We start from the raw sequence: 13,456 nt of genomic DNA, 5'->3' as shown, positions 1-13,456 counted from the left end.
CCATGACGGACCGCATCGACGCCAAGGACCTGGCGCGCGCCGTGCAAGCCGGCATCCTCCAGCCGGGCCAGGACCAGGCCCTGCTGGCATTTCTGCAACAGCATCCGGCCCCTCGCGGCACCCTGCAACTGGCACACGTGGCGTTCTATTTCGGCGCTCTGCTGATCATGGGCGCCATGGGCTGGTTGCTCACCGAAGCCTGGATGCGCACCGGTGACGGGGCACTGCTGGCCATCGCCGGGCTGTACATCACGCTGCTGACACTGTTCGCACTGAGCCTGCAACGTCGCCGACAACCCATCGCCGCCGGGGTACTCGCCGCAGTCGCGGTCAGCATCGTGCCGCTGGTCGTATTCGCCCTCGAACGCATGGCTGGCTGGTGGCCCATGGACGACGCGCAAACGGACTACCACCAGTACTACACCTACGTGCAAGGCGGCTGGCTGCTGATGGAAGCGGCCACGGTGCTGGCCGGCCTGCTGATGCTGCGGCTGGTTCCCTACCCGTTCATCGTCATGCCGATCGCCGTTGCCTTGTGGTTCATGTCGATGGACCTGAGCGAATGGGTGTATGGCTCACCCTTCAGTTGGGAGCAACGCCGTACGGTTTCGCTGTGGTTCGGGCTTGGCCTGTTGCTGGTGGTGTTGGTTCTGGATGGACGTACCCGACAGGACTATGCCCATTGGGGCTATCTGGCTGGATTGGCAGCGTTCTGGGGCGGCCTGACTCTGCTGGACAGCGGCAGCGAACTGGGCAAAGCGATTTACTGCCTGATCAACCTTGGACTGATGGGCATGGCAGTGTTGCTGCGCCGGCCAGTGTTCATGGTGTTCGGGGCAATGGGCGTGGCGGCGTACCTGGGGTACCTGTCATACGACGTATTTGCCGAATCCCTGTTGTTCCCGGTGGTACTGACCTTGATCGGGTTGGGGGTGATTGGGCTGGGGCTGGTGTATCAGAAGCGGCGGGAGCAGCTGAGCCAATCTGTCAGAGGGTGCTTGCCGCAGTGGTTGCTGGCGGCCCTGCCAGCGCTGCGTAACTGATAAGCGATGGGCCGCAAAGCGGCCCCAAATACTCAGACTCAACCCAGCTCTACAATCTCGTAGCCGTGGGTGATCTCAACGCCTGCACGCTCCAACATGATCGACGCCGAGCAGTACTTCTCCGCCGACAACTCAACCGCCCGCTTGACCTGAGCCTCCTTCAGCCCACGCCCCTTCACCACGAAGTTCATGTGGATCTTGGTGAAGACTTTCGGATCCTCGCCAGCGCGCTCGGCCTCGAGGAAAGCCTCGCAGCTCTCCACCGCCTGACGCGACTTCTTCAGGATACTCACGACGTCAAAGCTGCTGCAGCCACCCAAGCCAAGCAGGAGCATTTCCATCGGGCGCACGCCCAGGTTGCGCCCACCCGCCTCGGGAGGGCCGTCCATCACCACGACGTGGCCGCTCCCGGACTCGCCGAGGAACATCGCTTCACCGGCCCACTGGATGCGTGCCTTCATCTATCCGGACTCCTAGATATCGGAAAAGGGTGTCAGCTTAGACCTTGTGTGGCTGTCGGAAAAGATCAAGACGAGTCGCAATTGTGCCGAAACATCCCACAGTGTCTGATAAGCTGGCGCCAAATGACTGGCGTCAACTGCCAGGCATCTTAGAACAAAGCTCACACCTCACATCGAACAGGATTTCGTGATGGTTGCCTCAGCCCTACCCGCCAAGATCAAGAACATCGACAAACTGCTGGTTCACTGCCAACGCCGCCGATATGTCGCCAAGAGCAACATCATTTGCGCCGGTGACCGAGCCGAGACGCTTTCGTTCATCATCAAAGGGTCGGTCACCATCCTGATCGAGGACGACGAAGGTCACGAGATGATCATCGCCTACCTCAACAGCGGCGACTTCTTCGGCGAACTGGGCCTGTTCGAGCCGGTGGGCGGCGATCACCAGCGCAGCGCGTGGGTCCGCGCCAAGACTGAATGCGAGGTGGCGGAAATCAGCTACGACAAATTCCGTGAACTGTCACGCCACGACCCGGACATCCTCTACGCCCTGGGCAGTCAGATGGCCCAGCGCCTGCGCAATACCACGCGCAAGGTCGGTGATCTGGCCTTTTTCGACGTTACCGGCCGTGTTGCCCGCTGCCTGTTGGACTTGTGCAAGCAGCCGGACGCCATGACCCACCCGGATGGCATGCAGATCAAGATCACCCGTCAGGAGATCGGTCGCATCGTCGGGTGTTCGCGGGAAATGGTCGGCCGCGTCCTCAAGGACCTCGAGGAGCGCAGCCTGGTACAGGTCAAGGGCAAGACCATGGTGGTCTACGGTACCCGTTAGTCCTTGGGCAGCTTCGCCAATTCATCGGCATAGGCCTGGGACAAACGCTCGAACCAGGGCGCTTGGGGCACCACCTCATGCAGGGCGATATGGCTGTCGGCCCGGCAACGCGGCTCCAGATCGCAGCATTCGTTGAAGCGATTGACGGCCGCCACCATCGACTCCCGCTCATTGTCCAGCAGCAGGGCGCCATGGACCAGCACCACTGCCCGCTTGCCGCCCAAGCCCTGGCGCCAGCGCTGCGCGGTGCCCACCAGTTTTCGGCCGTTCAAATTGACGTTGAAACGGCCGTCACAGAAGGCACCGTCGATTTCGCCCACCGAAGCCACGCCCCCCCACTCGCGCAACACATCGCACAAAGGCAGGCACAGCCGCTCGTAGGCATGCTCGATTCGCCCGTGGTCGCCTTCGCTGCGCGGCGCGACGTAGACCAGCGCGACGTTCACCGTCGAGTGAGACTGTGGCACCGGCTCGCCGCCGGTTTCACGCAGCAGCACCGGCCAACCGGCAATCGCCAGCTCCGCACAGGCCGCTTCGAAGTTGTCCAACCGGCTCATGCGCCGTGGCATGACCAAGGCATGGTCGGTTGGGCGCCAGAACAGCACACCGGCGTCACGCTCGCCGCGGCAGACGGCCGCCAGCAGCTCTTGCTCGGCGTGCAGGCCTTGTTCGACGGTCAGTGCCAGGGGTTGATCGGTCATTGATCCACCTATGATGTTGGATTCACAGGCCTCTTCGCGGGTAAACCCGCTCCCACAGGTACTGTACGGCCCCTGAGAGCAACAGAAATCCTGTGGGAGCGGGTTTACCCGCGAAAGGGCCGGAACAGGCCTACAAAAAAGCCGGCAATAGGCCGGCTTCGTTTTGATCAGTCCAGTTGCTGAACAGTCTTCTTGATCTGATCCGGGAAGAACAACCGCTGCAGTTCAAGCCCAGGCTGCTCGGCGCGCATGAACGCCTCGCCTACCAGGAAGCTGTAGACCTCGTTGATTTCCATCAGCTCGACGTCGGCACGGTTGAGAATGCCGCTTTCAGTAATGGCCAGGCGATCACGCGGAATACGCGGCAACAGGTCGAGCGTGGTCTCAAGGCTCACCTCGAAGGTGTGCAGGTTACGATTGTTGACCCCCACCAGCGGCGTATCGAGCGTCTTCAAGGCACGTTCCAGCTCATCGCCGTCGTGCACTTCGACCAGGACGTCGAGGCCGACATCCTTGGCCGTGGCGGCCAATTCAGCCATTTTCACGTCATCCAGCGCCGACACGATCAGCAGCACGCAATCGGCACCCAGGGCACGGGCCTCGACGATCTGGTACGGATCGACCATGAAGTCCTTGCGGATCACTGGCAGCGAAACAGCGGCACGCGCCTGCTGCAGATACTCATCAGCACCCTGGAAGTAGTCCACATCGGTCAACACCGACAGGCAGGTCGCGCCACCTTTTTCGTAGCTGACGGCAATCTCTGCCGGCACGAAGTTCTCGCGGATCACACCCTTGCTCGGTGAAGCTTTCTTGATTTCGGCAATCACCGCCGGCTGTTTGCGCTTTGCCTGTTCGATCAGGGCGTTGGCGAAGCCTCGCGGCGCATCAGCCGATTTGGCCAGGCGCTCCAGCTCGGCGAGGCTCACGCGCGCGCTGCGCTCGGCCACTTCCTGGAATTTGCGGGCGATGATCCTTTCCAGCACCGTCGGCACACTCATGCTTCGTTCTCCACCTTGAATACCGCCGTAAAGGCGCCTAGCTCCTGCAGCTTCTCCCAGGCCAGCCCGGTGTGCAGGACGTCGTGGGCCAGTTCCACACCCGCCTTCAGGCTCATTGCGTGGTCTGCGGCGTACAGTGCCGCGCCCGCATTGAGTACGATCATTTCGGCAGCTTTCTGCCCGTTTTCAGTCTTGCGTCGGCCCAATGCATCGCGAATCAGCGCCAGCGAGGCTTCCGGCCCTTCGACTGCCAGGCCATGCAGGCTCTGGCTCTTGATGCCGAGGTCTTCAGGCTCGATCCAGTACTCGGTGATCTGGTCATTCTTCAATTCGGCCACGAAAGTCGGCGCGGCCAGGCTGAACTCGTCCAGGCCGTCCTTCGAGTGCACCACCAGCACATGCTTGCTGCCCAGACGCTGCAACACTTCAGCCAGTGGGCGGCACAAGGCCTGGGTGAACACGCCGACCACCTGGTGCTTCACACCGGCCGGATTCGTAAGCGGGCCGAGCATGTTGAACAGGGTACGCAGACCCAGGTCACGGCGCGGGCCGGCGGCATATTTCATTGCCTTGTGGTGGCTTTGGGCGAACATGAAGCCAATGCCGAGGCTGTCGATGCAGCGAGCGACCTGAGTCGGGTTCAGGTCCAGATAAACCCCAGCGGCTTCCAGCAGGTCGGCGCTGCCGCTCTTGCCGGAGACGGCCCGGTTACCATGCTTGGCCACCGGGCAGCCCGCCGCCGCAAGGACGAAGGAAGATGCGGTGGAAACGTTGAAAATGTTGGCGCCATCGCCCCCGGTACCGACGATATCGACCACGCCATCGAGGCTTTTCAGTTCGACCTTGTCGGCCAGTTCACGCATCACCGAAACCGCACCGACGATCTCGTCGATGCTCTCGCTCTTCATGCGCATGCCCATCAGGAAGGCGCCGATCTGCGCCTCGCTGCACTGGCCGGTCATGATCTGGCGCATGACATCACGCATTTCCTCGGTGCTGAGGTCCAGGTGGCCGACGATACGGCTCAACGCGCTCTTGATATCCATGTTCGGTCCTTAGCGGTGGCCGCCGGTCTGCTTGAGGAAATTGGCGAACAGCTCGTGGCCCTGCTCGGTGAGAATGGACTCGGGGTGGAACTGTACACCCTCGATGTTAAGCGTCTTGTGGCGCACGCCCATGATCTCGTCGACCGAGCCGTCCTCGAAGGCGGTCCAAGCGGTCACTTCCAGGCAGTCGGGCAAGGTTTCGCGCATCACCACCAAGGAATGGTAGCGGGTCACGGTGAGCGGGTTGTTGAGACCGGCGAACACGCCCAGGTCGCGGTGCCGCACCGGGCTGGTCTTGCCGTGCATCACTTGGCGCGCCCGCACCACATCACCGCCGAATGCCTGGCCGATGGACTGGTGCCCCAGGCAGACGCCCAGAATTGGTAGCTTGCCAGCGAAATGCAGGATGGCCTCGATCGACACGCCCGCCTCACTCGGCGTGCATGGGCCGGGAGACACGACGATGCGCTCTGGTTTAAGGGCTTCGATCTCGGCGATGGTCAATTCGTCGTTGCGAATGACCTTGACCTCGGCACCCAGCTCGCCAAGGTACTGAACAACGTTGTAAGTGAATGAGTCGTAATTGTCGATCATCAGTAACATCGGGATGAACCTCTTGAATCTACTGACTTTTGAATTCGAACCTTCCTACACGCCAAAACGAACGCAAATGCTAGCCGCATCGTGCGGTGGCGGGTGAAACACAGAGGAAGGCAAACAGGGGCGGGCCGGACTTGCCGGCAGGAGAAAAAGTCAGGCGCGCCAACGCCAACGGGCGTGGGCCTTGATTACGCGCATCAAGAGTTTGCTGACGATCAACACAGGATAGGTCTCGCTCATACGTCCCGGCACAGTAGCTTACCGGGGCGCCTGGCGCAATATGCCCGTAAACACGGGGTAACGAATGGACTTGTGAACAAAGACCTTTGCTTTGTTAAGGTCAATCGGGCTGTTCCCATAAAAACAATGAAAAGGATATCTACCCATGCAACGTTCGCATTTTCTGCGTTTCACACTCTGCGCCCTCTCATTGGCCGGCAGTCAGGCCTTGGCGGCACCTTCGCCCTACTCATCGCTGATCGTATTCGGCGATAGCCTCGGCGACGCGGGCCAGTTCCCGGACCTGGAGGGTGGCACCGACAGCCTGCGCTACACCAACCGAGAGGCCGACGGCACATTCGCCCCGGTGTCCTCCATGATCCTCGGAGGGCGGCTGGGCATTGCGCCGGACGACCTCAACCCCTCGACATCGGTGGGTATCCGCCCGGACGGCAACAACTGGGCAGTGGGTGGCTACACCACCCAACAAATCCTCGACTCGATTACCGGCACATCCCAGTTGATAGTGCCTCCCGGCAACCCGGACGAAGGGACGGTTTATCGTGAACGCCCAGGCTACCTGGCCAATGGCCTACGCGCCGACCCCAACGCCCTCTACTACCTGACCGGCGGCGGCAACGACTTCTTCCAAGGCCTGGTGAACAGCCCTGCAGACGCCGCAGAGGCAGGAGGGCGACTGGCGGCGAGCGCCAAAGCACTGCAGCAAGGCGGTGCACGCTACATCATGGTCTGGTTACTGCCCGACATTGGCCTGACGCCGGGCTTCAGCGGCACGCCATTGCAAGGCCCACTGTCGCAACTGTCGAGTGTGTTCAACCAGTCGCTGGTCAGCCAGCTTGGGCAGATCGACGCCGAGATCATCCCGCTGAACGTACCCGCTCTGCTGCAAGAAGCGGTCGCCGACCCCACCCCGTTTGGCCTGGCTGACGGGCAGAGCCTGATCAGCACCTGCTACAGCGGCAACAATTGTGTGGCCAACCCGATCTACGGTGAAAACGGCACATCGCCCGACCCCACCAAATTGCTGTTCAACGATTCGGTTCACCCAACCATCGCTGGCCAACTACTGATTGCCGACTACGCCTATTCGATCCTCTCCGCCCCCTGGGAGATTACCTTGCTGCCGGAAATGGCCCATTCCAGCATCCGCGCGCACCAGGATGAACTGCGCAACCAGTGGCAAACGCCCTGGCAAGCGGTTGGCCAATGGCAGCCGTTTGTCGCCACCGGTGCGCAGGACCTGGACTTCGACGAGCAAGGCAGCGCAGCCAGCGGCAACGGCCATGGCTACAACCTGACACTGGGCGGCAGCTACAGGCTGAACGACGCCTGGCGCCTGGGGCTGGCTGGCGGTGTGTATCAGCAGAAGCTTGAAGCCGGCGAACAGAATTCGGACTACAAACTCGATAGCTATCTGGCCACTGCCTTTGCCCAGTATCGGCAGGAGCGCTGGTGGGCCGACACTGCCTTGAGCGTGGGCCACATGGACTATCGCGACCTCAAGCGCACCTTTGCGCTGGGGGTGACCGAGCGTAGCGAGAAAGGCGATACCGATGGCGAGGCCTGGGCAGTTACCGCGCGGCTTGGTTACAACCTGGCAGCAGACAGCAGTGACTGGCAACTGTCGCCATTCCTCAGCGCCGATTATGCGAGGGTGAAGGTGGATGGCTATGACGAGAAGAGCGGGCGTTCGACGGCGCTTGGCTTCGATGACCAAGAGCGCACATCAAGGCGTTTGGGGGTGGGATTGCAGGGCAGTATGCAGGTCTTGCCAAGCACCCGTCTGTTCGCCGAGGTGGCGCAAGAGCATGAGTTCGAGGATGACCAGCAGGATGTGACGATGCACCTGACCAGCTTGTCGGCGAATGATTTCACGCTGACCGGGTATACGCCGAACAGTGACCTGACCCGGGCGAGCCTGGGAGTGAGCCATGAGCTGGTAGCGGGGGTACACCTGCGAGGGAATTACAACTGGCGCAAGAGCGATGAGTTGACGCAGCAGGGGGTGAGCGTGGGGGTGAGCGTCGATTTTTGAGCTGACCTGCACCGGCCCTATCGCCGGCAAGCCGGCTCCCACTAGTACCTCGGGGGCATCGCGCTACCTGTGGGAGCCGGCTTGCCGGCGATGGGCTGCCAAGCAGCCCCCGCCCAACAATTTATTTGGACGTTTGCTCAGCCAACGCCACAGCCCGGAACATCGCCCGGCGCTTGTTGATGGTCTCTTCCCACTCAAGCGCCGGCACCGAGTCGGCAACAATGCCACCACCGGCCTGCACATGCAGTTCGCCGTCCTTGATCACCGCGGTACGAATGGCGATGGCGGTGTCCATGTTGCCGTTCCAGGCAAAGTAACCCACCGCACCACCGTAAACGCCACGCTTGACCGGCTCCAGTTCGTCGATGATCTCCATCGCACGAATTTTCGGCGCGCCAGACAAGGTGCCGGCCGGCAGGATCGCCCGCAACGCATCCATGGCGGTCAGGCCCTGGCGCAACTGGCCGGTGACGTTGGACACGATGTGCATGACGTTGGAATAACGCTCGATCACCATCTTCTCGGTCAGGCGCACGCTACCGGTCGAGGACACGCGGCCCACATCGTTGCGGCCCAGGTCGATGAGCATCAGGTGCTCGGCGATCTCTTTCTCATCCGACAGCAGGTCGTCTTCCAGCGCACGATCGGCTTCCTCTGTGGCACCACGCGGGCGGGTACCGGCAATCGGGCGCACGGTGACCAGGTTGTCTTCGACTCGCACCAGCACTTCTGGCGAGCTGCCGACCACATGGAAGTCGCCAAAGTTGAAGAAGTACATGTACGGCGTCGGGTTGAAGCAACGCAGCGCACGATACAGGTCGATGGGTGCGGCCTTGAAGTCGATGGACATCCGCTGCGACGGCACCACCTGCATGCAGTCGCCCGCCAGGATGTATTCCTTGATACGCCCCACCGCGTTCTCATAGTCGTCACGGGTATAGCTGGAGCGGAACTCCGGCTCTGCAGCCATAGGGCCGCTCAAGTCCAGGCCACGCCGTGGCGTGATCGGCTGGCGCAGGGTTTCCAGCAAGCCTTGCAGGCGCGCCTGGCCCTGCTCGAATGCTTGCTCTTCAGCCGGGTCTACCAGCACGATCGCATGCATCTTGCCCGCCAGGTTGTCGAACACCACCACTGCGTCGGACACCATCAGCAGAATGTCCGGTACGCCCAGCGGGTCCGGGTTCGGGCAAGCGCCCAGACGCTTCTCCACATAGCGCACACAGTCATAGCCGAAGTAGCCGACCAGGCCGCCGTTGAAGCGTGGCAGGCCAGGAATGTCGGCAACCTTGTAGCGGTCCTTGAAGGTTTCGACGAACGCCAGTGGGTCTTCGACATCGTGGCTTTCCACCTCGACGCCATCCTGCAGGATGCTGACGTGGTAGCCGTGCACTCGCATGACGGTGCGCGATGGCAGGCCGATCATCGAGTAACGGCCCCACTTTTCGCCGCCCTGCACCGATTCGAGCAGGTAGGAATTGGGTTGGTCGGCCAGTTTCAGGTAGATCGACAGCGGCGTGTCGAAGTCGGCCAGGGTTTCACAGGCCAAGGGAATGCGGTTGTAGCCGGCAGCGGCCAAGCGCAGGAATTCTTCGCGGGTCATGGGTAGCCTCGTGGCAAGCAGCAATAGGGTCGGGCAAGCGGACGGGCCGGCAGGCGCCGGCGGGCAGAAGTCAGGCGCGCCAGCGCCAACGGGCCAGGGCCTTGATGACTTTCATCCAGAATTTGCCAGTAACCGCCACGGTGGACTCTCTGTCTTGTGAGGCTTGAAGGTCCGCCAACGTTATCCCAGTGGCCGGGTCTGCGCAACCAGGCAGCAAGGCGCGCAGGTCGTCGACCACCAGATTGGGTGATTCGTCATGAATCGGTCGGCCATGGTTGTAGCCATAGGTCAGGCCGACACATTTCACCCCTGCCGCCTTGGCCGCCAGCACATCGCTGCGCGAGTCGCCAACGAACAGTGACTGCTCAGGGGTAACGCCCGCCATCTTCATGACGAACAGCAGTGCAGCCGGGTCTGGCTTCTTCTGGGGCAAGGTGTCGCCGCCGATGATCCAGCGGAAATATCGGCCAATCTTCATCTGGTCCAGCAGCGGACCGACGAAACGCTCGGGCTTGTTGGTGATCAACGCCATCTCAACGCCCTGCTTGCGCAGCCAGCGCAGGGTGTCCTTCACACCGGGGTAGATCTCGGTCAGCTCATGGCTTTCGGCATAGGCTTCCATGAACAGCGCCAGCCCTTGCTCGGCCAGTGCGTCATCGACACCTTCATGCTCGATACTGCCGGCCAGCGCACGGCGTACCAGTATCTGGGCGCCGTTGCCCACCCACTGGCGCACCGCGTCGAGGCCAGCGGGCTGGCGCCCGAGTTCGAGCAGCATGCGATCCACAGCAGCGGCCAGGTCGGGGACGGAGTCGATCAGGGTACCGTCCAGATCGAACATCACCAGCCTGGGTAGCGCCCCCGGGAACAGCTGCTCGAAGCCACTCATGGGCGGGCCAGGGCCAGTTCGGCGCGCATTTTGGCGATGACTTCCTGATAGTCCGGCGCGTTGAAAATTGCCGAACCGGCAACGAAGGTGTCGGCACCCGCGGCGGCGATCTCGCGGATGTTGTTGACGTTGACGCCGCCGTCGATTTCCAGGCGGATGTCACGACCACTGGCATCGATCAGGGCGCGGGCCTCGCGCAGCTTGTCGAGGGTGCCGGGGATGAACTTCTGCCCGCCGAAACCTGGGTTCACGCTCATCAGCAGGACCATGTCGACTTTGTCCATTACATACTTCAGCGCATCCAGGCTGGTGGCCGGGTTGAACACCAGGCCGGCTTTGCAACCGCCGTCGCGGATCAGCTGCAGCGAACGGTCGATGTGCTGGCTGGCTTCCGGGTGGAAGGTGATGTAAGTGGCGCCGGCTTCGATGAAGTCGCCGATGATGCGGTCGACCGGGCTGACCATCAGGTGCACGTCGATTGGCGCGGTCACGCCGTATTTGCGCAGGGCGGTGCATACCATCGGGCCGATGGTCAGGTTGGGGACGTAATGGTTGTCCATGACATCGAAGTGAACGATGTCGGCCCCGGCGGCCAGCACCTTGTCGACGTCCTCGCCCAGACGGGCGAAATCGGCGGAGAGAATGGAGGGGGCAATAGCGTAGGGCTGCATGGCGCACCTGTTGGCAGAATCACGGTGGCGCGCATTGTAACTCAGGGAAGCGGATAGGGGCTGATTGGTATCACGCGGTGACGACCGGTGCTTGGTTTTGCCTGTGCCGGCCCCTTCGCGGGTAAACCCGCTCCCACAGGTAGAGCACAGTTCTCAAGAACTACGCAGACTCTGTGGGAGCCGGCTTGCCGGCGATGAGGCCGGTACTGATCAGCCCGGCTGCTGGGTCCTCAACTTCTCGCTGCGCCCACGCAACCACTCCAGGGTCAGCAGCAGGATCACCGAGAACGCGATCAACAGGGTAGCCGCCGCCGCGATGGTCGGGCTCAGGTTCTCGCGAATCCCGCTGAACATCTGCCGCGGCAGGGTCGCCTGCTCGGGGCCGGCGAGGAACAGTGTCACCACCACTTCATCGAACGAGGTGGCAAAGGCGAACAGCGCACCGGAAATCACACCCGGCGCAATCAGCGGCAGGGTCACCCGACGGAAGGTCAGCAGTGGCGAGGCGCCCAGGCTGGCTGCAGCCCGCACCAGGTTGTAATTGAAGCCCTGCAAAGTCGCCGACACCGTGATGATGACGAACGGCACACCCAGCACAGCATGCACCAGGATCAACGAAGCGAAGCTGTTACCCATCCCCAATGGCGCGAAGAACAGGTAACTGGCCACCCCGATGATCACCACCGGCACCACCATCGGCGAAATCACCAGCGCCATCACCAGCGACTTGCCTGGGAAGTCGCCGCGGGTCAGACCAATAGATGCCAGGGTGCCGAACACCATGGCCAGCACGGTGGCTGCGGGGGCGACGATGATGCTGTTCTTCAGCGCCCGCATCCACTCGGCCGAGGCGAAGAAGTCGTGATACCACTGCAGCGAAAAGCCCTGCAGTGGGTAGACCAGGAAACTGCCGCTGTTGAACGACAACGGTACGATCACCAGCACCGGCAAGACCAGGAACAGCAGGATCAAGCCACAAAGAATGCGCAGGCTGTAGAACCAGACCCGCTCCACGGGCGACATGTATGGGCTCAGCATGACAAGGCTCCTCAGCTCAGGCGCAGACGGCTGGCGCCGACCAGCCAGCTATAGATCAGGTACAACAGCACGGTTGCCAGCAGCAACAGCCCGCCCAGTGCGGTGGCCATGCCCCAGTTGATGCTGGTGTTGGTGTAGAAGGCCACGAAGTAGCTGACCATCTGGTCGTTCGGGCTGCCCAGCAGCGCCGGGGTGATGTAGTAGCCGATCGCCAGGATGAACACCAGCAGGCAGCCGGCACCCACACCTGCGTAGGTCTGCGGGAAGTACACCCGCCAGAAGCTGGCGAACGGGTGGCAGCCCAGCGAGATCGCCGCACGCATGTAGCTCGGCGAAATGCCCTTCATCACGCTGTACAGCGGCAGAATCATGAACGGCAGCAGGATGTGGACCATCGAGATGTACACGCCAGTGCGGTTGAACACCAACTCCAGCGGCTGGTCGATGATGCCCATTGCCATCAGCGCGCTGTTGATCAGGCCACCCGACTGCAGCAGCACGATCCACGCCGCCACCCGCACCAGGATCGAGGTCCAGAACGGCAGCAGTACCAGAATCATCAGCAGGTTGCTCTGCCGGGTCGGCAGGTTGGCCAGCAGGTAGGCCAGTGGGTAGGCCAGTACCAGGCAGATGGCGGTGATCACCACACCCATCCACAGGGTGCGGGCAAAGATATCCAGGTAGATGGCCTGGTCCGGGGTGGCCTTGGCCAGCTCGCCGAGGTCATCGATACGGTGATCGAGCGAAGCCAGCAGGTAGAACGACGTCACCGAACTGGTGTTGCGGCGGATCGCCTGCCAGTAGGCAGGATCGCCCCAACGCTCGTCGAGCGCCTGCAAGGCATCCTTATAAGAAGCAGGCTCGGCCTTGAACGGCAGCGCCCGTGCAGTCTTGGCCAGCAGGCTGCGGTAGCCGGCCAGCTCCATGTTCAGGCGCTTGGAGAGGTCGCCCAAGGTCTGGTTCTTGCGCGACTCGGCCAGGTCCTGGCTCAGCGCCTTGTAAACATCTTCGCCGGGCAGGCTTTTGCCATCCCACTGGCCGATCACCTCGACCGTACGCGGCAGGCCGCCAACCACTTCCGGGTTACCGACGCTCTTGTACAGCAGCGCCGCGATCGGCACCAGGAACACCAGCAGGAGAAACAGCGCCAGCGGCGCGATCAATGCCTGCGCCTTCCAGCGGTTGACCCGCTCGGCGTGCTTGAGGCGCTGTTTGAGACTTGGACCTGCGCCTTCGTTTAGGGGCACTGCAATGGCCATGGCGAACTCCGTGAAACAGGCTGAAATTGGGGCTGCT

Annotated in this window: 13 protein-coding genes; 3 read left to right on the top strand and 10 right to left on the bottom strand. The window is 62.0% G+C overall.

Translation table 11 applies throughout. From position 1 onward, the window contains the following. Positions 1 to 2 precede the first annotated feature (2 nt). The gene (locus PspTeo4_RS23665) at positions 3 to 1,043 is read left to right on the top strand and encodes a DUF2157 domain-containing protein (protein WP_322366222.1); all 1,041 of its coding nucleotides are present in this window, start codon (positions 3 to 5) and stop codon (positions 1,041 to 1,043) included. Positions 1,044 to 1,081: 38 nt separating this feature from the next. Here the strand turns inward: PspTeo4_RS23665 and PspTeo4_RS23660 are convergent, their stop codons facing one another. Next, on the bottom strand, positions 1,082 to 1,504 hold the full coding sequence (locus tag PspTeo4_RS23660; protein ID WP_023532673.1) for an OsmC family protein: 423 nt from the start codon (positions 1,502 to 1,504) through the stop codon (positions 1,082 to 1,084). A 190-nt stretch (positions 1,505 to 1,694) separates the two neighbouring features. Between PspTeo4_RS23660 and crp the strand changes: the two genes are divergently transcribed. Continuing rightward, positions 1,695 to 2,339 (top strand): cAMP-activated global transcriptional regulator CRP, encoded by a 645-nt coding sequence (crp, locus tag PspTeo4_RS23655; RefSeq protein ID WP_322366221.1) that lies wholly within the window; start codon positions 1,695 to 1,697, stop codon positions 2,337 to 2,339. On the opposite strand, the gene PspTeo4_RS23650 is transcribed toward crp, so the two are convergent. From PspTeo4_RS23650 to PspTeo4_RS23635, 4 genes are all read right to left on the bottom strand, one after another. After that, entirely contained in the window at positions 2,336 to 3,040 is a 705-nt protein-coding gene (locus PspTeo4_RS23650) for a lipoate--protein ligase family protein (protein WP_322366220.1), read from the bottom strand. The genes crp and PspTeo4_RS23650 overlap by 4 nt on opposite strands. A 167-nt stretch (positions 3,041 to 3,207) precedes the next feature. Continuing rightward, positions 3,208 to 4,041: an indole-3-glycerol phosphate synthase TrpC gene (trpC, locus tag PspTeo4_RS23645; RefSeq protein ID WP_322366219.1), complete on the bottom strand. Its 834-nt coding sequence runs from the start codon at positions 4,039 to 4,041 to the stop codon at positions 3,208 to 3,210. Further along, positions 4,038 to 5,087 (bottom strand): anthranilate phosphoribosyltransferase, encoded by a 1,050-nt coding sequence (trpD, locus tag PspTeo4_RS23640; RefSeq protein WP_322366218.1) that lies wholly within the window; start codon positions 5,085 to 5,087, stop codon positions 4,038 to 4,040. Before trpD ends, trpC begins: the two co-directional genes overlap by 4 nt. Before the next feature lie 9 nt (positions 5,088 to 5,096). Next, positions 5,097 to 5,690 carry an aminodeoxychorismate/anthranilate synthase component II gene (locus PspTeo4_RS23635; protein WP_322366217.1) on the bottom strand — a complete coding sequence of 198 codons (594 nt, stop codon included), beginning with the start codon at positions 5,688 to 5,690 and terminating at the stop codon, positions 5,097 to 5,099. A gap of 382 nt (positions 5,691 to 6,072) precedes the next feature. On the opposite strand from PspTeo4_RS23635, the gene estP reads away from it, so the two are divergent. Beyond that, positions 6,073 to 7,962, top strand: coding sequence for an esterase EstP (gene estP, locus PspTeo4_RS23630; protein WP_322366216.1), 1,890 nt, complete (start codon positions 6,073 to 6,075; stop codon positions 7,960 to 7,962). A 121-nt stretch (positions 7,963 to 8,083) separates the two neighbouring features. Here the strand turns inward: estP and trpE are convergent, their stop codons facing one another. From trpE to PspTeo4_RS23605, 5 genes are all read right to left on the bottom strand, one after another. Further along, positions 8,084 to 9,562 carry an anthranilate synthase component I gene (gene trpE, locus PspTeo4_RS23625; protein ID WP_322366215.1) on the bottom strand — a complete coding sequence of 493 codons (1,479 nt, stop codon included), beginning with the start codon at positions 9,560 to 9,562 and terminating at the stop codon, positions 8,084 to 8,086. Between the two features lie 70 nt (positions 9,563 to 9,632). Then, on the bottom strand, positions 9,633 to 10,451 hold the full coding sequence (locus PspTeo4_RS23620; protein ID WP_322366214.1) for a phosphoglycolate phosphatase: 819 nt from the start codon (positions 10,449 to 10,451) through the stop codon (positions 9,633 to 9,635). After that, positions 10,448 to 11,122, bottom strand: coding sequence for a ribulose-phosphate 3-epimerase (rpe, locus tag PspTeo4_RS23615; protein WP_322366213.1), 675 nt, complete (start codon positions 11,120 to 11,122; stop codon positions 10,448 to 10,450). The genes PspTeo4_RS23620 and rpe overlap by 4 nt, the downstream gene beginning before the upstream one ends. Positions 11,123 to 11,332: 210 nt before the next feature. Next, a complete protein-coding gene (locus tag PspTeo4_RS23610; protein ID WP_322366212.1) occupies positions 11,333 to 12,160 on the bottom strand; it encodes an ABC transporter permease in 828 nt (275 codons plus the stop codon). Positions 12,161 to 12,171: 11 nt separating this feature from the next. Beyond that, positions 12,172 to 13,419, bottom strand: coding sequence for an ABC transporter permease (locus tag PspTeo4_RS23605; protein ID WP_322366211.1), 1,248 nt, complete (start codon positions 13,417 to 13,419; stop codon positions 12,172 to 12,174). Positions 13,420 to 13,456 lie beyond the last annotated feature (37 nt).

Origin of the sequence: Pseudomonas sp. Teo4 (assembly GCF_034387475.1) — a bacterium.
Classification (GTDB): Bacteria; Pseudomonadota; Gammaproteobacteria; order Pseudomonadales; family Pseudomonadaceae; genus Aquipseudomonas.
This window is presented reverse-complemented; position numbering and strand designations above follow the sequence as displayed.

Bases quoted from the DNA above. Each gene is read 5' to 3' on its own strand.
- PspTeo4_RS23665 (WP_322366222.1), top strand. From the start codon at position 3: ATGACGGACCGCATCGACGCCAAGGACCTGGCGCGCGCCGTGCAAGCC.
- PspTeo4_RS23605 (WP_322366211.1), bottom strand. From the start codon at position 13,419: ATGGCCATTGCAGTGCCCCTAAACGAAGGCGCAGGTCCAAGTCTCAAA.
- PspTeo4_RS23660 (WP_023532673.1), bottom strand. From the start codon at position 1,504: ATGAAGGCACGCATCCAGTGGGCCGGTGAAGCGATGTTCCTCGGCGAG.
- PspTeo4_RS23650 (WP_322366220.1), bottom strand. From the start codon at position 3,040: ATGACCGATCAACCCCTGGCACTGACCGTCGAACAAGGCCTGCACGCC.
- PspTeo4_RS23635 (WP_322366217.1), bottom strand. From the start codon at position 5,690: ATGTTACTGATGATCGACAATTACGACTCATTCACTTACAACGTTGTT.
- rpe (WP_322366213.1), bottom strand. From the start codon at position 11,122: ATGCAGCCCTACGCTATTGCCCCCTCCATTCTCTCCGCCGATTTCGCC.
- PspTeo4_RS23620 (WP_322366214.1), bottom strand. From the start codon at position 10,451: ATGAGTGGCTTCGAGCAGCTGTTCCCGGGGGCGCTACCCAGGCTGGTG.
- estP (WP_322366216.1), top strand. From the start codon at position 6,073: ATGCAACGTTCGCATTTTCTGCGTTTCACACTCTGCGCCCTCTCATTG.
- crp (WP_322366221.1), top strand. From the start codon at position 1,695: ATGGTTGCCTCAGCCCTACCCGCCAAGATCAAGAACATCGACAAACTG.
- trpE (WP_322366215.1), bottom strand. From the start codon at position 9,562: ATGACCCGCGAAGAATTCCTGCGCTTGGCCGCTGCCGGCTACAACCGC.
- PspTeo4_RS23610 (WP_322366212.1), bottom strand. From the start codon at position 12,160: ATGCTGAGCCCATACATGTCGCCCGTGGAGCGGGTCTGGTTCTACAGC.
- trpC (WP_322366219.1), bottom strand. From the start codon at position 4,041: ATGAGTGTGCCGACGGTGCTGGAAAGGATCATCGCCCGCAAATTCCAG.
- trpD (WP_322366218.1), bottom strand. From the start codon at position 5,087: ATGGATATCAAGAGCGCGTTGAGCCGTATCGTCGGCCACCTGGACCTC.